Raw genomic sequence first — 18,770 nt, forward strand, 5'->3', positions numbered from 1 at the left:
GTCAGGGGCGCCGCGTCACGCCCGTACCGCCTCGGTGACTTCCCGTAGGTAGTCCGCGTAGGCGGCCCGCAGGTCGGCTCCCGGCCAGTCGGCGGGGAGGAGTCGGGACGGCAGTACGGGGTCGGCGAGCAGGTGGCGCACGACGGCCGCGTACGCGGTGAAACGGTCGGCCGGGCCACGCGCCCGGCCGATGTGCGCGAGCAGCGCGCGCGACGTCGCGGACCAGGCGTCCAACGGCCACAGCCCGGCGGCCAGTTCGCGCTCGGGCGGGCCGGGGCGGGCGGTGTAGTGCTGGGCCACCTCGCGCAGGTTCTCCGGCAGGGCACGGGTGAGATTGGCCGGCCGCAGCCAGACACCCTCGCGCAGTTCCGCCAGGCGCAGGGCGGTCAGGCGGGCGCGCAGTTCGGCGCGTTCGGCGGGGCCTCGGCCCGTCGCCGTGATCACGACCATCTCCCAATCGCCCTCCCACGCGCGCGTGCCGGGGCGCACCGCGTCGTCCTGGCGGCGCTGCCGGGCCAGCAGTCGGTCACTCAGGCGGTAACCGGTGTCCGTGCGCCGGAGGTCGCCGGCGGCCACCATGCGGCTGAGCGCGGCCCGCAGCGTCGACCCGCCGACCCCGAACGGCTCCACCGCGCGGATCAGGTCCTTCACCGGCAGCTCGGCCGGATGCGTGCCGAGCAGCAGGCTCAGTACGACCGACCGCGCGGACAGCGGTCGCAGGTCGACCTCGCCGGGCTGCGCTGACACGTTCATCCGCATGGTCACGTACCTTACGTGCGCTCCTCGTGTTGCATCATTGCTACGACCGCAGCGAGAGTGCAACATGGTCCGTATGGTCTCGACACTCCCGCACGAGCGGTCCGCCACCCACGACGTCACCAACCAGGCCCCGCCCCTGGCCCCCTATGACGCCTCCGACGACACCGCCCTCCTCGAGGGCCTGCGCCGGGAGGGCGCCGGCTGGGCCGAGGGCGACGTCCGACGGCTCGGCCTGCTGGCCGGGAGCCGGGAGGCGCAGGAGTGGGCCGAACTGGCCAACCGGCACGAGCCCGAACTGCGCACCCACGACCGGTACGGCCATCGCGTCGACGAGGTCGACTTCCATCCCGGCTGGCACGAGCTGATGCGGGTCGCGGTCGCCGAGGGCCAGGCCGGCGCGCCCTGGGCCGACGACCGGCCCGGCGCGCATGTGGCCCGTACGGCGGGCGGGCTGGTGTGGGGGCACACCGACGCCGGGCACGGCTGTCCGACGTCGATGACGTATGCCGCCGTCCCAGCGCTGCGCCGCGAGCCGGACCTCGCGAAGGTGTACGAGCCGCTGCTGACCAGTCGGGAGTACGACCCCGGGCTGCGGGTGCCGACCGAGAAGCGAGGGCTGCTCGCGGGCATGGGGATGACCGAGAAGCAGGGCGGCTCCGACGTCCGCACGAACACCACCACGGCCACGCCCACGGCCGAGCCCGGTGTGTACACCCTGCGCGGGCACAAGTGGTTCACTTCGGCGCCGATGTGCGATGTGTTCCTGGTGCTCGCCCAGGCACCGGAGGGGCTGTCCTGCTTCCTGGTGCCGCGCGTGCTGCCCGACGGCAGCCGCAACACCTTCCGTATCCAGCGGCTGAAGGACAAGCTCGGCAACCGCTCCAACGCGTCCTCGGAGCCCGAGTTCGACGGGACCGTGGCCTGGCTGGTGGGACCCGAGGGGCAGGGCGTCAAGACCATCATCGAGATGGTCAACTGCACGCGCCTCGACTGCGTGATGATGTCGGCGACGCTGATGCGCAAGACCCTCGTCGAGGCGGGCCACCATGTGCGCCACCGCAGCGCGTTCGGAGCGCGGCTGGTCGACCAACCGCTGATGCGCAACGTTCTGGCCGATCTGGCGCTGGAGTCCGAAGCCGCCACGACCCTCACGCTGCGGCTGGCCGGTGCGGCCGACCGGGCGGTGCGCGGGGACGCCGGCGAGCAGGCGCTGCGTCGGATCGCCACCGCCGTCGGCAAGTACTGGGTCACCAAGCGGGGCCCGGCCTTCACCGCGGAGGCCCTCGAATGCCTCGGCGGCAACGGCTACGTGGAGGACTCCGGGATGCCCCGGCACTACCGCGAGGCTCCCCTGCTGTCGATCTGGGAGGGGTCGGGGAACGTCAACGCCCTCGACGTGCTGCGGGCGTTGACCCGGGAGCCCGGCACGGCGGACGCCCTGTTCGGCGAACTGGCCCTGGCGCGCGGGGCGGACGCCCGGCTGGACGCCGCGGTGGCCCGGCTGCGCGGACTGCTGGCGACGGGATCCCCGGCGGGCGCCCGGCGGCTGGTGGAGCTGATGGCCCTCACCCTGCAGGGCTCCCTCCTGGTCCGGTACGCCCCGGCCGCCGTCGCCGACGCCTTCTGCGCGAGTCGGCTCGGCGGCGACTGGGGCCACGCCTTCGGCACGCTCCCCGACGGCACCGGCCTCGACGCGATCCTCGACCGGGCCCTGCCCGGCGGAACTGACGGGTAGCGGTTCCGGACAGTCGCCGCCCCGTTCCGCACCGTTGTCAGTGGCGTGGTGCACACTCGCGATCAGCCTGCACTTCGCCTTTGGAGGACAAGGTTGTTCACGGGGATCGACGGGGTCGACTGGGCCTCGATGCGGCATGCGTACGGCAATGCGGAGGACGTTCCCGGGCTGCTCCGCGGACTCGCCTCCACCGACCCCGCCGAGCGGGAGATCGCGCTGGACGGGATGTACGGGGCGGTGCACCACCAGGGAGACGTGTACGACTCGACGCTGGCCTGCGTCCCGTTCCTGTTCGCCCTCGCCGGGTGTGAGGACGTGCGGGACCGGGACGGGATAGTGGAGTTGCTGGTCAGCATCGGAGGGGGAGAGAACGGCGAGAGCGAGGGGGACGGGGACGGGAGCGATGAGGAGGGGGCCGGTGAGGAGGGCTACCACCGGGAGGCACGCGCCGCTGTCCGGGCGGGCGCCGAGGTGTTCGTCGCGCTGACGGCCGACCCGGACGCGGGGGTGCGCCGGGCGGCGCCCGAAGCGGTCGTACGGTTCCTGGACGCGCCGCGGCGGGTGCTGGAACTGCTGCGGGAGCGGCTCACGGTGGAGCGCGACGACCGGGTCCTGACCGCGCTGATCGGGAGCCTCGGTCTGTTCGCCGAGCGTCATCCCGGTCACGCCGGCGAGGCGGTGGACCTGCTGGCGGCACAGAGCTCGCCGCCGTACGGGCCGGGGCTGCGGCTCGCCGCGCTGGGTCAGCTGGCCGGCTGCGCGCCGGACCGCCTTCCCGCCGACCTGGTGGGCACGGTCGTGGAACTCCTCAGGGACAGGTCGCGGCAGCGGCCCTGCCGTCCTGACGAGCCGGGTCACCCCGACATGAACACGCTCATCGGCCACTTGCGCCGGCTGCGGCCCTCGGACGAGGAGGGCTCGCAGCTGCTGCGGACCCTGCACTCCGCGCTGGGGGATCGGGTGTCCGACCGGATCGCCCTGCTCAACGGGCAGTTGACCAGTCCCGATCCGACCGACCGGTGCAACGCGGTGTGGATGTCGGCGGGGCTGCTGCGCGAGTGGCGCGCGGACTACACCGAGTCCGTGGCGCTGCTCGGCGCGCAACTGGGCGCGGAGGAGGACAGGTTGCGGGAGGCGGCGGTGTCCGTCCTCGCCGACCTCTTCGAGCTGGCCGTTCCCGCCGCCGACGATCTCCATGCGCTGCTGGAGTCCCGGCCCGACCTGTGGGTGCGGCGCTGGAAGCACGGCGCGCCGACGCTGGGCGATCCACTGAAGGCACTGGCCCGTTGCGGAGATCCGCGGGCCGCACCGGTACTGGCCCGAGTGCTGGCGGGTGCGGTCGTGCCCGACGACCTCGGCCAGGTGATCCCCCACCTGGGCCTGGCCGCCGCTCCGCTCGCGCCCGCCCTGCGGCACAGGCTCGGCGGCGTGCCCCTGGACGCGCCCGACACGTACGACCGGGCCTCGTCGCTGCTGTCCGCCCTGGCGGCGCTGCGCGACGGTGACGCGCTGCCGGAGGTGCTGCGGCTGCTGCGGGGCGTGCCGGAGGGCGCGCGCCTCCGGGACACCGTCGTGGAGGCGGCCGTCCACGCACTCGGCGCGTTCGGGCCCGCCGCGGGCGAGGCGGTACCGGTGCTGCGCGGGCTGCTGGACACCGAGCACGCGATCGGGGCGGCGGGCGCGCTGTGGTCGGTGGAGGGGGAGGCGTCCGAGTCCGCCGTCCTGCCCGTGCTGCGTCGGGAGCTCGTGGGAGAGAACGGCTACCGTCGGCGACGGGCCGCCGAGGCCCTGGAACACCTCGGCCCGTCGGCCCGCCCCGCGCTGCCCGCACTGCGCCGCATGGTGGACACCGGCACGCTCTGGGAGCGGATGTCGGCCGCGTGCGCGGTGAGCCGCATCACCGGGGATCCGGGCCCCGTCCTTCCCGTGCTCCGCTCCATCTGGACGGAGAACCCGCACACCCGCACCACCATCGCCGACTGCCTCACCGGGATGGGCCCGGCGGCGGCGCCGGCCCGGGACCTCTTCGAGACCGAACTGGCTTCCGCTCGACGCCACCTGGCGCAGTCCGAGGGGTACGGCAGCCATGAGGTTCACTCGGACGAGCGGTTGTTGCGGGCTTGCCGGGACGGGTTGGCGGGGGGTGGGGGCGGGGGCGTGTGATGCCTGGGCGTGTGATGCCTGGGCGTGTGATGCCTGGGCGTGTGATGCCTGGGCGTGCGGCGCCGGGGCTTGGGCTAGGGGGTGTGCGGGCCGGCGCCCACCTTGCGCGGTGCGTGGCGTCCACCGGTGCCGGTGCGGACGGCAGGGGCGGCAGGGGCGGCAGAGCCGGGCTGAACACCGGGGTGGGACCACCCGCGGCTGCGTGCGGGGGCCCTGCCCGCCACCGGGCACCGGGCACCGGGCACCGGGCACGCAACCTGCGGCACCGCCCAACGGGGCCACGAGCCGCGGCCGGGCACCACACGCCTGCCTGCGCGGCCTGCCCCAGCCACCGGCACCGGCACCGGCACCGGCACCGGCACCGGGAACACCGGCTATCGCACCGCCGACAGCAGCCGCTGCCCGCCGCCGACCCGTGCCGTCAGCCCGTCTTGCGTCCCCACAGGGGCCCGAGGAGGGCCCACTCCGCGTCCCACTGGTCCATGCGGTGGCGTTCCAGGCGGGTGCGGAGGGCACGGCCGCCGACGAAGGGGATGGCGGCGGCACTCACGCCGGCGAGGCCGCCGATGAGGGAGGCGCGGAGCTGGGCCTGGGAGACGGTGGCGGGCTTGGTCACCAGGCGGCCCTGGGGGTCGGTCCAGACGGTGACCGCAGCACCCTCCGCGCTGCCCGCCTCGACGCGGGCCTGCCCGGAGTGCGCGGAACCGTCCGTGGCGATCCAGCTCACCTTGGCCCAGACCCGCTCACCGCCGCCCGCTCCGGGATGGTCGGGGGCCGAGCCGGGAGCCTGTTCGGTGAGCCGGGCCACGACGGGGCGCCACTCGACGCGTTCCCTGGCCAGTCCGTCCTCCACGGACCGAGCCGCTGTGAGACCGGCGAGCACCCCGGCAAGGACGGTGAGTGCCCAGGCACCGAGCAGCACCCAGCTCTCCACCGCGTCGGCCCGGCGTTTGAGGGGGTTGCGTCGCCACCGCCACAGCCAGACCTTCGGACCACGGAACGCCATCGAAGGCTTCCTCCTCACGAGCGCACGAACATCCCGACCGCCCTCCCATACGGGCGATGCGTTCGTGATGCTCATGCCGACTCCACCGCTTCGACGGTACGAGGCCTCCCCCGGCCCCCGTGGGCACCCTCGCGCAGATGGCCGGATCCGTGTGCCCAGTGACCTCCTTCGGCTGCTCTGACCTGCGGTGACGTCGTGTCCGGAGGTGACTGTCAGTGGCGGGGTGCAGACTGGCCGGTGTCTGGGACAAAGATGTCGCGGAGGTGATCGGAATGACCGAGGTTCTGCTGGCCGTGGGCACCCGTAAAGGCCTGTTCATCGGGCGTCGGCGCGGAGGCGCATGGGAGTTCGACGAGACGCCCTACTTCAACGCGCAGGCGGTGTACTCGGTCGCCATCGACACGCGCGGCGACACCCCGCGTCTGCTGGCCGGCGGCGACAGCGCGCACTGGGGGCCGTCCGTGTTCCACTCCGACGACCTGGGCCGCACCTGGACCGAACCGGCCCGGCCCGCCGTCAAGTTCCCCCAGGACACCGAGGCCTCCCTGGAGCGGGTGTGGCAGCTGCACCCGGCCGCGGCGGAACCCGACGTGGTGTACGCGGGCACGGAACCGGCCGCGCTGTACCGCTCGGAGGACCGCGGGGAGAGCTTCGAGCTGGTCCGCCCCCTGTGGGAGCACCCCACACGCTCGAAGTGGGTGCCGGGCGGCGGTGGCGAGGGCCTGCACACCGTGCTCACCGACCGGCGCGACCCGAAGGCGGTGACGGTGGCCGTCTCGACAGCCGGCGTGTTCCGCACGACCGACGGCGGAGCGAGCTGGGCTCCCTCCAACCGAGGTGTCTCCGCGGTGTTCCTGCCCGATCCGAATCCGGAGTTCGGGCAGTGCGTCCACAAGGTCGCCCGCGACGCGGCGACCCCGGACCGCCTGTACCTGCAGAACCACTGGGGCGTGTACCGCAGTGACGACGCGGGCGCGCACTGGACCGACATCGGCGAGGGCCTGCCGTCCACGTTCGGCTTCGCGGCGGCCGCGCACCCCCACCGGGGCGACACGGCGTACGTGTTCCCGATCAACGCCGACGCTGACCGGGTCCCCGCCGACCGCCGCTGTCGCGTTTTCCGCACGGCGGACGCGGGCAGGACCTGGCAGCCGCTCACGGCTGGGCTGCCCGAGGAGGACCACTACGGCACGGTCCTGCGGGACGCGTTGTGCACGGACGACGCGGACCCGGCGGGCGTCTACTTCGGCAACCGCAACGGCGAGGTGTACGCGTCGGCCGACGACGGCGACAGCTGGCGGCAGTTGGCGTCCCACCTGCCGGACGTGCTGTGCGTGCGCGCCGCGGTCGTCGCATGAGCCGGACCACTTCGACGGGCCGACGGCCCACCTCCACCACGCCCGTTGCATGAGATCGTCGAACGGGCTGGGCGAACGCCCTGGAACCCGTCGCCGGACGATCGCCGAGATGGGCCACTTCCCGCGCGCGGAGATCGCCGCGGGACGTACCCGCCTTCCCACCTATGTGCGGGTGTTCGCTTCAGGCACCGTCAGGCTTTGGCCAGAAATGCCGGGGGGGGGCGTACCGCAGCACGGTTTCGACCGCCTCATGGCCCAAACGCCGGCGCAGCCGCGAGGACTTGCGTCCGACGTCTGTCCCCAAACAGATCTGGCCCAGCTTGCCGGCCTCGGCCATGCGCTCGATGAGGTCGAGGACAACCGAGTCCGGCCGGTACTTGATCCGCCCGATCGTGTCGTAGACGAGGTGCGCGCCCCGGGCGATCAGGTCGAGGTGGAGTTCCGGATCGGGGTTGCGGTCGGTGTGGGCCAGCAGGACCCGTCCGGCCGGGACGCCGTGCTTGTCCAGGAGGTCCAGAGCGGCGTGCGCGGCGGTCCCGATCTCGGTGTGCACCGCCACGGCCACTCCCGTGCTCCGGGCCGCCGCCGCTCCCGCGGCGAACCAGCGCTCCTCGTGGCGGTCGATCCGATGGCACGAGGCCCCGAGTTTGATGATGCCGGCCTTGTGGGGGCTGGAAATGAGGCGCGGAAAGTCCCAGTCGTGACTGTCCATGCCAACCCGTAGGTCGTCCAGGAGCACGTCGAGAGCTCGCCGTGCTCCTGCTCGCCCTGGTCGCGCCGGCCATGTTCCTCAACATCAAGCGGTTCCGGACGGAGAAGTCACGGTGACAACCCTTCACACCGCCCGGGCTGCCAAGACCGCCGCAGCCGTCACGACTGCCCCCGGCCACGCGGGACGTGGCGCCGCCGCCCGCGTGGCACGCGGGTTCGCCGGCGGAGCCACCCGGCTCGTCCTGCTGGCTGTCGCCCTGTTCTGGCTACTGCCCACCGTCGGCCTGCTGCTGTCCTCACTGCGCGGGCCGCTGGACATCCAGTCGTCGGGCTGGTGGACGGTCTTCACCAAGCCCGCGCAACTGACCCTGCACAACTACACCGACTTGCTGAGCAATACGACGATCACCCACTCGTTCACGAACAGCCTGCTGATCACCGTGCCTGCCACGCTGCTGGTCGTGGTCGTCGGCTCACTCGCCGGATACGTCTTCGCGTGGGTCGAATTCCCGGGCCGGGACTGGATGTTCCTCCTCGTCGTCGGCCTGCTCGTGGTCCCCCTGCAGATCGCGCTGGTACCCATCACCAGCCTGTTCGGGAAGCTCGGGATCTTCGGCAGCCTCATCAGCGTCATCCTCTTCCACGTCGCTTTCGGCCTGCCGTTCGCGATCTTCCTGCTGCGGAACTTCTTCGCGGGTATCCCACGCGAACTGCTGGAGGCCGCCCGTCTCGATGGGGCCGGAGAGTTGTGGCTCTTCCTCCGGGTGGTCGTGCCGCTGGGCGGGCCCGCGACAGCCTCGCTCGGCATCTTCCCGTTCCTGTGGGTCTGGAACGACATGCTCGTCGTGCTCATCTTCGCCGACCCCGGCTCGGCCCCACTCACCGTGGCCCTGCAACAGCAGACCCGTCAGTTCGGCACCAATATCGACGTCCTGTCCTCCGGCGCCTTCCTCTCGGTGATCATCCCGCTGGTGGTCTTCTTCGCGTTCCAGCGGCAGTTCGTCAACGGCGTCATGGCGGGAGCACTGAAGTAACAGCCCTTCCGGTGTGTTCGACTCCCACCGACCGCGCGCCCGAGCATCCGCGTTCGTGTCATTCAGTCGACCATCGCCGCCGGTCGCCGTGCGGATACAGGCGTACACTGCTGGGCAAATCGTAGTTTTGGTTATTTTAATCTCGCAATTCTGGCAGGAGTGCAGCCAGAACCGTCGGATCCGGCGTCCGATCTGCCCGGAAGGTCCGCAGCGAGTGGCCATCGGCAGCCTTGGGAGGGCGCGGGCGGATCACAAGGCGCCAGGAGGACGATCTCTCGATGACCCGGCCCGATGACCCGCGCACCGCGGCGGCCCGGATGTTCGCCGAGGCCGGCGCGTTCGGTGAGCTTCTGGCCGGGATCGACTGGGCGGCGACGCCGCTCGGGCCCCCCGAGTCCTGGCCGGGGCCCCTGGTCGACAGCCTGCGCCTCATGCTCACCTCTGAGCACGGGATGGCTCTGTACTGGGGCGCCGAATTCGCCACGCTGTACAACCTGGGCTCCACACCCATCGTCGGCGCCAAACACCCCTGGGCGCTCGGCAGGCCTTACAAGGAGGTATTCCCCGAGGTCTGGGCCCACCCTGTGAGCTCCCACTTCCACTATGTGAGCGACACCCGCAAGCCCCTGCTGATCCCCGATGAGCCGCTCATCATGGAGCGCCACGGCTTTCCGGAACAGTGCTACTTCGATTCCGCCTTCCAGCCCGTGCTGCTGGACGACGGCACCGCCGGCGGCGTGCTGCAGATCATCACCGAGACCACCGGCCGGGTACTGGGCGAGCGCCGGCTGCGCCTGCTGAGCGAGACCGGCGCCCGCACCGCCGGGCTGCCCACCCCGGGCGAGGTCGCCCGGGTCGTCGCGGAGGTACTGGGCTCCTATCCCGAGGAGATCCCGTTCCTCGGCCTGTATCTGGCCTCCGAGCCGGGGATGCTGCGGCCTGCGGCCTCCGCGGGGCTCCGGCCGGCGCCCGAGGCCGTCTCGCTGAGTGCGGCCGACGGGTCGGACGTCGCGGCCCGGCTGGCGCAGGTGGTGGCCGACGACGCCCCCGCCACGCTGCCGGCCGCAGCGCTCACCGGCGGCAACACGGCCGGGCAGCACGCCGCGGCCTCCCGGCTCCCCGTAGAGCAGGCGCTGGCCCTGCCGCTGCACTGCGCGGGCCAAGTGGCGGGCGTCCTGGTGGTGGGCGTCAACCCCTGCTTCCCGCCGGCCGGGGCCTACCGGGACTTCTTGGAGGTGCTCGCCGCCGCCGTGGCCGGGGCGCTGACGGCCGCGCTCGCCCACGACGAGCAGCGCCGGCGGGCGGAGGCGCTGGCCGAGCTGGACCGGGCCAAGACCACCTTCTTCGCCAACGTCAGCCACGAGTTCCGCACCCCGCTCACCCTGCTCCTGGGCCCGCTCCAGCAGGCCCTGGCCGACGAGGACCGGCCCGAGCGGCGCGAGCAGCTGGAGCTGGCCGAGCGTGGCGCCCTGCGCCTGCTGAAGCAGGTCAACACCCTCCTGGACGTCGCCAGGGCCGAGGCCGGGCAGACCCGCCCGGCCCTCGAGCCGGTCGACCTCGCCGGTGCCACGGCCGAACTGGCCGGGGTGTTCCGCTCCGCCTTCGAGGCGGCCGGGCTGACGCTGGAGGTGGACTGTCCGCCGCTGCCCGAGCCGGTGCCCCTGGACCGGGAGATGTGGGAGAAGATCATCCTCAACCTGCTCAGTAACGCCCTGAAGTTCACCTTCACCGGCGGCGCCCGGGTGCGGGTGGCCGCGGCCGGCGGCCGGGCCCGGCTGACCGTGACCGACACCGGCACCGGCATTCCCGCGGACGAGTTGCCGCGCCTGTTCGAGCGCTTCCACCGGGTCCGCGGCGCCCGCTCCCGCTCCCACGAGGGCAGCGGCCTCGGCCTGGTGCTGGTGAAGGACCTGGTGGAAGCACACGGCGGCACCGTCGGCGTGGACAGCCGGCTCGGCCAGGGCGCCACCGTCACCGTGAACCTCCCCTTCGCCGCCGCCCACCGGCCCCGCCCGGCCCCGTCCGCGGCCGGCGCCGCCTCCCCCGGGGAAGGCGAAGGCGGCCCGCCCGGCCGCGCCGCGGCCTATGTGGACGAGGCGCTGGGCTGGCTGGCGGCGGGCCCCGCCCCCACAGCGGCCACCCCCTCGGCACGCACCCCGCACGCCCCCGCGACCCACGATGCCCCCCACGGCCCCGACCCTCACGAAACCGGCCGCCCCCACCCTGCCCGCCTGCTGGTCGTCGACGACAACGCCGACATGCGCGCCTACCTCACCCAGCTCCTGCAGCCCGACTACGACGTGCTGCTCGCCGCCGACGGCCGGGCGGCCCTGGAGATGGCCCTGGCGCAGCCGGTGGAGCTGGTACTCAGCGACGTGATGATGCCCCACATGGACGGCTTCGAGCTGGTCCGGGCGCTGCGCGCCGACCCGCGCACCGCCCGCCTGCCCATCGTCCTGCTCACCGCCCGAGCCGGCGAGGAGGAATCCGTGCAGGGCCGACACGCCGGCGCCGACGACTACCTGGCCAAACCCTTCTCCGCGCGCCAACTGCTGGCGCGCGTCCGCACCGGGTTGGAACTGTCCCGGCTGCGCGAACAGGTCCTGACCGAGACCCGCGACCAGCTGGCCGTGCTGGCCTCCCTGGCCGACGCGGGCCTGCGGCTGTCCGCCACCCTCGACCCGGACCAGATACTGCAGACTGCCGGCCAGGTCCTGCTGCCCGACTTCGCCGAGCAGATCAGCATCCACCTCATCGCACCCGCCCCGGCGCAGTCGCCCCCGCCCTACATCGCCGGCGCCCCCCTTCTTGCCCGCGAGGCCCTGGCCACCGCCGCCACCCACGCGATCAACGGCACTCCCCCAGCCCCAGCCGGCCGGCACCCGGCGCCCGCCGCCGTGCTGGCCCTGCCGCTGCACGCCCACGACCAGACCCTGGGGGCCCTGGTACTGGCCCGGCACACCGACTACTCCGCGGTCGAGCACAAGTATCTGGAGAACCTCGCCCACCGCCTGGCCCTGGCCTACGACAACTCCACCCGGTACCACAACGAGCGCCGCCTCGCCCTGACCCTGCAGCGCGCCCTGCTGCCGCACCGCCTGCCTCAGGTGCCCGGGGTGCGCCTGGCCACCCACTACTGGGCCAGCAACCGCGGCGCCGAGGTCGGCGGCGACTGGTACGACGTGCTCGCACTGCCCGACGGTGCCGTGGGGCTGGCCATCGGCGACGTCATGGGCCACGACGTGGAAGCCGCCACTGTGATGGGCCAACTCCGCTCCGCCCTGCACAGCCTCGCGATGGAGGGCGCCGAACCGGCCCAGGTGCTGGCCAGGCTGGACGCCTACCTGCAGTCGCTCGCCACCGAACGCTTCGCCACCTGCTTGTACGCGGTCTACGACCCACACCGCCACCGCCTGCGCTACGCCGCCGGCGGGCACCTGCCGCCCCTGCTGGTAGCCGCCGACACCGACTACCTGGAGCTGCCCCCGGCGCTGCCGCTGGGACTGGGCAGCACCCCGGTCGACAGCGAGGTGGCGTTCCCGCCCGGCACCAGCCTGCTGCTGTACACCGACGGCCTGGTGGAAAACCGGGCGCTGTCCCTGGACGACCGCCTGGCGGCCCTGCGCCAGACCTGCGGCGCGCTGCCCGTCGCCGCCCGCACCGACCCCCAGCAGATCACCGAACGGGCCCTGGAGCTGCTGAACGCTCCCGACCGGGTCGACGACGACACCGCCCTGCTCGCTGCCACCGCCGAACCATCGTGCCGAACCGGCGACCCGCAGGCTGACGGAAGCGCCATACAGCCGACCGCTACGTGATCGCCGTTGGCCACGGCAGGAAAGCGGGGTCTCTTGGCAGCTCGGGACTGCGAAGCCAACCGAGACCCAGGAGGCCACCCGGTGCGTGTTCGGCGGTATCCGTCGGACATGGCGCACGCGGAACGGGAGACGGTCCGGCCGCTGCTGCCGGTGCCGGCCTGGCTGCGCTGCCGGGGCGGGCAGACGGAGGCGTACTGCCACCGCGCGGTGCTGGGCCAATGCCGCGAAGTCAAGGGCCCGTTGGCGAGGTCAAGGGGTCAGGGAGGGTCACCCCGTCAACACTCGCCAAGGAGGCTCGGACCATGCGGCCGCTGTGGCCTAAGGCAGTCGCCAGTCCACCGGCTGGGCACCCTGCTTGACGAGCAGGTCGTTGGCCCTGCTGAACGGACGCGAGCCGAAGAAACCACGGTCCGCCGACATCGGCGACGGGTGGGCCGACTCGATCGCAGGAAGATCCCCGAGCAGCGGACGCAGATTGCGGGCGTCCCGGCCCCACAACACCGACACCAGCGGCGTACCTCGCGCCACCAGCGCCCGGATCGCCTGCTCGGTGACCTCCTCCCACCCCTTGCCCCGGTGCGCCGCAGGCTTGCGCGGGGCCGTCGTCAACGCCCTGTTGAGCAACAGCACCCCCTGCTCGGTCCACGGCGTCAGATCACCGTTCGACGGCCTGGGCAGCCCCAAGTCGGAGTGCATCTCCCGGAAGATGTTCTCCAGACTGCCCGGCAACGAACGCACCTCCGGCGCCACCGCGAAACTCAACCCGATGGCCATACCCGGCGTGGGGTAGGGATCCTGGCCGACGATCAGGACACGAACGTCGTCGAAGGGCTGCTGGAAGGCCCTCAGGACGTTCGCCCCGGACGGAAGATAGGTCCTGCCCGCCGCTATCTCGGCCCGGAGGAAGTCCCCCATCGCCGCGATACGTTCAGCCGCGGGTTCAAGGGCCTTCGCCCAGCCTGCTTCAACAAGTTCATGCAAAGGTCGTGGTGCCACGGCGCGTCACTCTACTGGCACACACAGACGCCCCGCATACGCAAGGAAGCCTTCCTACAGGGGCCATCCCTCGGGCGCTACTCTTCCTCCTCGTCGAGACCCTCGACCCTGTCGAGCAGATCACGCAGCCGGTCACCGGGAAGGAGGGGAGCTTGTTCCGTCTGACGCCGTGGACCCAGCAGGGCGTGCTGTTGCCCAACAGGGCGCTGGCCGCGCGCGGCAAGCCCCTGGTGTGCGGCAGGGGGGACAGCCGGTGGACTGGCGGCTGCCGTGACCGTGGCCGAGGCTGACCGTGCGGCGGCCGCCTCCGCCCTCCTCGCCGTCGACTCGGGAGGCTCCGGCCTTCGGGTCGCCGTCGGCACGACCGACCGCGGGGTGCTGGGCGTACGGGAGTCCCGGCAGCCGGTGCGTACGGGTGACCGAGGCATCGACCCGGGGCACTTCGTGGAGCAACTGGTGCCCATGATACGGGCGTTGACTGCCGAGACCGGGATCGCGCGGGCGGCCACGGCCGTGGTCGGCGCCGCCGGGCTCACCACGCTGGGTGAGGGCCTGCGCGCGGAGCTCCCGGGCGCCCTGCGGCGCGAGTTCGGCGCCCGGACGGTCGCGCTGGCCGCCGACGCGGTCACCGCCTACGTGGGCGCTCTCGGGTTCCGTCCCGGCGCCGTGGTCGCCGCCGGGACGGGACTGATCGCGGTCGGGACGGATCTGACGCAGTGGCGGCGGGCCGACGGCTGGGGTCATCTGCTCGGTGACTGCGGCAGCGGCGCGTGGATCGGCCGGGCCGGTCTGGAGGCCGCACTGCGCGCCCACGACGGACGGCCCGGCGGCTCGGCCGCGCTGCTGGCCCGCGCCGAGGAGGTGTTCGGTCCGATGGCGGGGCTGCCCGGCCTGCTCTATCCGCGTCCGGACCGTGCGGCCGTCCTCGCCTCCTTCGCTCCCGAGGTGGCCGCCTCCGCACCGGGCGATCCGGTCGCCGCGGGCATCCTGCGGGCGGCGGCCCGGCACATGGCCGAGTCGGCGGCCGCGGTCTGCCCCGGCTCGGGAGGACCCCAGATCGCGCTCACCGGCGGCCTGTTCAAGATGGGCGCCCCGCTTGTCGTACCGCTGGAGGAGGAGTTGGGGCGGCTGCTGCCGCACGCGCGGCGCGTCGCGGCCGACGGCGACCCCCTGCACGGCGCCGTGCGCGTGGCCACCGAACTCGCTGCGGGCGCGCTCACTCTGCCGGGTGACGACACGATGCTGCACGTGGTGACCACCAAGAGGGAATGACCGCTCGACGAAGTGTCACGCCTTCCGGGCATGACCCGGTGGCACAAATCACCCGGAAAACACGCTGATCACTTCTGATCCGTACGTAACTCATCAGACAAAACCGGACGGATACCGCTCACCTGCACCCTCCCCGAACAGGGGAGCCCAAGAAACCAGTAACATGCGGCGCCATGAGCTCCCCCACTGGGCCCGCCGGCCTACCAGTACGAATGCCGCGCCCCCGCCAGCCCGGGCGGCACCGCCGACCCGAGCCCCTGGCGGCTCCCGAGGGCGCGCCCGCGCTCGTCCTCGCGGTTCCGGGCACGCCCAGCGCCGCGACCCGCGGTCTCGCCGAGGAGGTCGTGAGCATCGCGCGCTCCGAGCTCCCCGGCCTCGACGCCCGCATCGGCTACCTGGACGGGGACGACACGGAGTACCCCACGCTCCAGTCCGTGCTCGTGCGGGCCGCCGACGAGCGCACCGCCCGCTACGAGCAGGCCCGCGCCGCCGGTCTGGACGTCAGGGAGCCCGACGGCCCCGTCGCCGTCGTCGTGCCCCTGCTGGCCGGCCCGGACAGCGCGCTGCTGCGTCAGGTCCGCCAGGCCGTCATGGAGAGCCGCGTCGCCGCCGACCTCACCGATGTGCTCGGCCCGCACCCGCTGCTGGCCGAGGCCCTGCACGTGCGCCTGTCCGAGGCGGGTCTGGCCCGCGCCGACCGCGCCCGGCTGTTCACCGTGGCGACCGCGGCGGACGGCATCATCCTGGCGTCCGTCGGCGGTGAAGAGGCCGTGCAGGCGGCCGGGATCACCGGCATGCTGCTCGCCGCGCGTCTCGCCGTGCCGGTGATGGCGGCGGCCCTGGACCAGGAGGGCTCGATCGCGTCCGTCGCCGATCAGCTCCGCAACTCGGGCTCCCAGCAGCTGGCGCTCGCGCCGTATCTGATCGGCCCCGAGATCGACGCCACCCTTCTCGAGGAGGCGGCCAGGGAAGCCGGTTGCGCGGCCGCCGACGCGCTCGGCCCGTACCCGGCCATCGGCAAGCTCGCCCTGGGCAAGTACACGACGGCCCTGGGCATCGCCCCGCCGCAGCCGCAGGGCGCTCCGGTGCGCTGAAACGGCGCGTGAACGGTCGTACGACCGCGGTGCGCCGGTCGGTCGTACGGCGAAGGGCCCGCTCCTCGGTGAGGAGCGGGCCCTTCGCTTTTCCTGAACCGGTCGGTCGGTCACAGCCATTGCCGTCAGGCATCGGGCATCAGACGAAGACCACGCAGGACGCGGCCTGCACTTCGATCGAGCCGGCACGGCGGGGCAGGCCCGTGGCCGGGTCGAGGCGGAACCAGGTGACGTCGCCTGAGCGTTCGTTGGCGGCGTACAGGAAGCCGTTCGACTCGGCGAGGGCGCGCGGCCAGTGGCCCCCGCAGGGCACCGTGCCGACGAGGCGCAGCCCCTCCCCCTCGACGACGAACACGGACAGCACGTCCTCGCCCCGGGTCGCGGTCCATACGAAGCGGCCGTCCGGGGATACGACAATGCCCGAGGGGTAGGCGTCGCCCGCCGGGGCGCCGGGGAGCACCGGCGTCTCGTCCAGCGGCTTCAGGAAGCCGTCTGCGGGTTCCCAGCGGCATGCCGTGACGGTCGGGGTGAGTTCGTTGAGCACGTACACGTGCTCGCCGTCCGGGTGGAAGGCCAGGTGGCGCGGCCCGGAGCCGGGCCGCAGGGCGGTCTCCCGGTGCAGTACGGGGTTGCCGTCGACCAGTGTGCACACCCGTACCGAGTCCGTACCGAGGTCGACGCTGACGGCCCAGCGGCCGCTGGGGTCGCTCTGCACCTGGTGGGCGTGCGGTCCCTGCTGGCGCAGCGTGTGCGGTCCGCCGCCGGTGTGCCGGAGCACTCCGGACGCGGCGGGTGCGAGGGTGCCGTCGGCGCGGAGCGGGACGGCGGTGACGCTGCCGGAGCCGTAGTTGGCGGTCAGGACGTGCCCGTCGTACAGACCGAGGTGCGTGGGCCCGCTGCCGTCGACCGCGACGGGCGGCCCGGCGAGCTCCGGCTTGTCGCCCGCGATCCGGTACGCGACCACCGCTCCCTCCGCCGTCTCGCTGACCGCGTAGAGCATGTCCCCGCCCGGCGCAGGTGCCAGATACGAGGGGTCCGGCACACCGTCCACACTGCTCAGAACCGTCAGTGCCCCACTCTCCGGATCCACAGCGGCCGCGACGAGCCCGGGCCCCCCGGCCGCCGTGAACGACCCGATGAACGCCCGCCCCGGCCGCGCGCCATCACCTGTCACCGCGGTCCCCTCTCGTTGGGTGCTGTCCAGGGGGTGACGGTAGCAGGAGATCACCCAAGGTCTAGACCAAGGTTCGGACGGTGGCGTGCCGAGCCCTGAGCGGGACGGGTGGGAGGGAGCCTCGTCCCTCAGGTCCCCACCAGCGGCGAGCCCGACGGTGTTCGCAGGGGGTGGGCCAGTTCGGCCAGGGCTCGCTCCAGGCCGTGGAGGTGGGTCAGGGCGGCCTCTTCGGCAGGGGGCGCCGCGGCCATCGGGACCTGCTCGGAGCCGCCGCCCTCCGTGAGCGCCTCCACCGTGGCCTGCACGCGCCAGCAGGCCGCCGCGAGGCGGGCGTCGTGGGAGGCCTCCGGGTGGGCGGCGACGGCCGCCAAACCGCGGATCTCGTGAGCGCAGTCGTCGAGGAGGGTGAGGACCTGGCGGGCGCGGCGCTTGCGGCTGCGCATCGGGTTGAGCGGGTGTACGAGCGGGGCGACGGAGAGCCGTACGCGGCCGAGCAGCTGCTCCAGTTCGGCCGCTCGGCGGGCCGGGTCGGCGTCGGGGTCGCCCGCGAGCCGGGCCGCGGCCTCGGCGGTGCAGGCGTGGACGCGTCGCAGGGCGCGCTGGATCCAGGCGTCGGTGACGGCGTGGGTGGTGACCGGCAGGACGAAGAGCACCGCCAGAACGGCGCCGAGCGCGCCGACTCCGGTCTCCGCCAGACGCAGGGCGAGCAAGCCGGGGGCGAGGACGCCGAGGAGGCCGTAGAGGAGCTCGGCGAGCAGGGTCACGCAGAGCATCATCCAGGTGTAGGACACGGCGGCGGTGTAGAAGATGCCGAAGACGCACACGGCGACCAGCGCGGCCGTGGGGACGGCGGCGCCGTTCACCGGGACCGCGACGAGCAGGCCGAGGCCGATGCCGATCACGGTGCCGAGCACCCGGCGGAAGCCGCGGACCAGGGTCTCGCCGCGCGAGGTGGTGTTCACGAAGATCCACCAGGTGGCACCGACGGCCCAGTACCAGCGCTGCCCGGACACCAGCTGCCCCACGACCAGGGCGAAGCCCGCCCCGGCCGTGGCCTGGATCGCCTGGCGCGTGGTCACGCGGGCCAGCCCGCTGCCGCCCGGCGGGGCGGGCACGGCGGCCGGGGGCAGGCGGCGCTCGTAGCACCACACCCCGAAGCGGACCACCGACGCGGTGAGGACCGACAGCAGGACAGCGGCATACAGCTCGGGCAGCTGGTCCGTGGTGGCGTGGAGGAACTGGGCCACGAAGAACGTCATGAACGCGAACACGCCGAGGCTGTGCCCGCGCGGCCCCCACCGGCGCGCGTACACGCCCGCCCCGACGACGGCGAGGAAGGTGAGGTCGCGGGCGACGGGGTGGTCGTGCAGCTCTGCCGCGACGGCGAGCACGGGCAGGCCGACGGCGGGCAGCAGGGCTGTGGTGACGGCCTGGCCGCGGACGGTCGCGTCGGTGACGGTGAACAGCGCGAGGAGCGCGGCGAGCCCGCCGGTGACGGCGCCGGCGAGGGTTTGTCCGGCGAGACCGCAGACGACGACCGCCGCCCCGATGCCGAGGACGGCCCGGGCGGCGGAACGCAGCCGCGTCCGCCCCGGGTCCGGAGCCACGAACACCCTCTTCAGCACTGCTTCCCGCCCCTCTGGTTCAACC

At 73.2% G+C, this 18,770-nt stretch carries 13 protein-coding genes; 7 read left to right on the forward strand and 6 right to left on the reverse strand.

Features of this window, described 5'->3' with window-relative positions:
• Positions 1–15: 15 nt before the first annotated feature.
• Positions 16–759 (reverse strand): PaaX family transcriptional regulator C-terminal domain-containing protein, encoded by a 744-nt coding sequence (locus ACGFNV_RS16785; RefSeq protein WP_393623146.1) that lies wholly within the window; start codon positions 757–759, stop codon positions 16–18.
• A 73-nt stretch (positions 760–832) separates the two neighbouring features.
• Between ACGFNV_RS16785 and ACGFNV_RS16790 the strand changes: the two genes are divergently transcribed.
• Both ACGFNV_RS16790 and ACGFNV_RS16795 read left to right on the forward strand, forming a co-directional pair.
• Positions 833–2,494, forward strand: a complete 1,662-nt coding sequence (locus tag ACGFNV_RS16790) for an acyl-CoA dehydrogenase family protein (RefSeq protein WP_393623148.1) — start codon at positions 833–835, stop codon at positions 2,492–2,494.
• Between the two features lie 93 nt (positions 2,495–2,587).
• Positions 2,588–4,657, forward strand: coding sequence for a HEAT repeat domain-containing protein (locus ACGFNV_RS16795; RefSeq protein WP_393623149.1), 2,070 nt, complete (start codon positions 2,588–2,590; stop codon positions 4,655–4,657).
• Between the two features lie 421 nt (positions 4,658–5,078).
• Here the strand turns inward: ACGFNV_RS16795 and ACGFNV_RS16800 are convergent, their stop codons facing one another.
• Positions 5,079–5,663 carry a hypothetical protein gene (locus ACGFNV_RS16800; protein ID WP_393623151.1) on the reverse strand — a complete coding sequence of 195 codons (585 nt, stop codon included), beginning with the start codon at positions 5,661–5,663 and terminating at the stop codon, positions 5,079–5,081.
• A 272-nt stretch (positions 5,664–5,935) separates the two neighbouring features.
• Between ACGFNV_RS16800 and ACGFNV_RS16805 the strand changes: the two genes are divergently transcribed.
• The gene (locus tag ACGFNV_RS16805; RefSeq protein ID WP_393623152.1) at positions 5,936–7,021 is read left to right on the forward strand and encodes a WD40/YVTN/BNR-like repeat-containing protein; all 1,086 of its coding nucleotides are present in this window, start codon (positions 5,936–5,938) and stop codon (positions 7,019–7,021) included.
• 181 nt (positions 7,022–7,202) lie between these two features.
• Here ACGFNV_RS16805 and ACGFNV_RS16810 read toward each other — a convergent pair whose 3' ends face one another.
• A complete protein-coding gene (locus ACGFNV_RS16810) occupies positions 7,203–7,733 on the reverse strand; it encodes a hypothetical protein (protein ID WP_393623153.1) in 531 nt (176 codons plus the stop codon).
• Between the two features lie 112 nt (positions 7,734–7,845).
• Between ACGFNV_RS16810 and ACGFNV_RS16815 the strand changes: the two genes are divergently transcribed.
• Together ACGFNV_RS16815 and ACGFNV_RS16820 are read left to right on the forward strand one after the other, a co-directional pair.
• Complete coding sequence (locus tag ACGFNV_RS16815; protein ID WP_393623155.1) at positions 7,846–8,766, forward strand: carbohydrate ABC transporter permease; 921 nt, start codon at positions 7,846–7,848, stop codon at positions 8,764–8,766.
• Positions 8,767–9,044: 278 nt separating this feature from the next.
• Positions 9,045–12,584 (forward strand): SpoIIE family protein phosphatase, encoded by a 3,540-nt coding sequence (locus ACGFNV_RS16820; protein WP_393623156.1) that lies wholly within the window; start codon positions 9,045–9,047, stop codon positions 12,582–12,584.
• 318 nt (positions 12,585–12,902) lie between these two features.
• On the opposite strand, the gene ACGFNV_RS16825 is transcribed toward ACGFNV_RS16820, so the two are convergent.
• Positions 12,903–13,580: a uracil-DNA glycosylase gene (locus ACGFNV_RS16825; RefSeq protein WP_393623158.1), complete on the reverse strand. Its 678-nt coding sequence runs from the start codon at positions 13,578–13,580 to the stop codon at positions 12,903–12,905.
• 270 nt (positions 13,581–13,850) lie between these two features.
• On the opposite strand from ACGFNV_RS16825, the gene ACGFNV_RS16830 reads away from it, so the two are divergent.
• Together ACGFNV_RS16830 and ACGFNV_RS16835 are read left to right on the forward strand one after the other, a co-directional pair.
• Positions 13,851–14,852 carry an N-acetylglucosamine kinase gene (locus ACGFNV_RS16830; protein ID WP_393623159.1) on the forward strand — a complete coding sequence of 334 codons (1,002 nt, stop codon included), beginning with the start codon at positions 13,851–13,853 and terminating at the stop codon, positions 14,850–14,852.
• A gap of 173 nt (positions 14,853–15,025) precedes the next feature.
• Entirely contained in the window at positions 15,026–15,946 is a 921-nt protein-coding gene (locus tag ACGFNV_RS16835) for a sirohydrochlorin chelatase (protein WP_393623161.1), read from the forward strand.
• Between the two features lie 139 nt (positions 15,947–16,085).
• On the opposite strand, the gene ACGFNV_RS16840 is transcribed toward ACGFNV_RS16835, so the two are convergent.
• Together ACGFNV_RS16840 and ACGFNV_RS16845 are read right to left on the reverse strand one after the other, a co-directional pair.
• Positions 16,086–17,120, reverse strand: a complete 1,035-nt coding sequence (locus ACGFNV_RS16840; RefSeq protein WP_393623163.1) for a lactonase family protein — start codon at positions 17,118–17,120, stop codon at positions 16,086–16,088.
• 128 nt (positions 17,121–17,248) lie between these two features.
• Complete coding sequence (locus ACGFNV_RS16845) at positions 17,249–18,745, reverse strand: FUSC family protein (RefSeq protein WP_393623164.1); 1,497 nt, start codon at positions 18,743–18,745, stop codon at positions 17,249–17,251.
• Between the last annotated feature and the right edge of the window lie 25 nt (positions 18,746–18,770).

The sequence above is a fragment of the Streptomyces sp. NPDC048751 genome, assembly GCF_043198595.1.
In the GTDB taxonomy this organism is placed as follows: domain Bacteria; phylum Actinomycetota; class Actinomycetes; order Streptomycetales; family Streptomycetaceae; genus Streptomyces.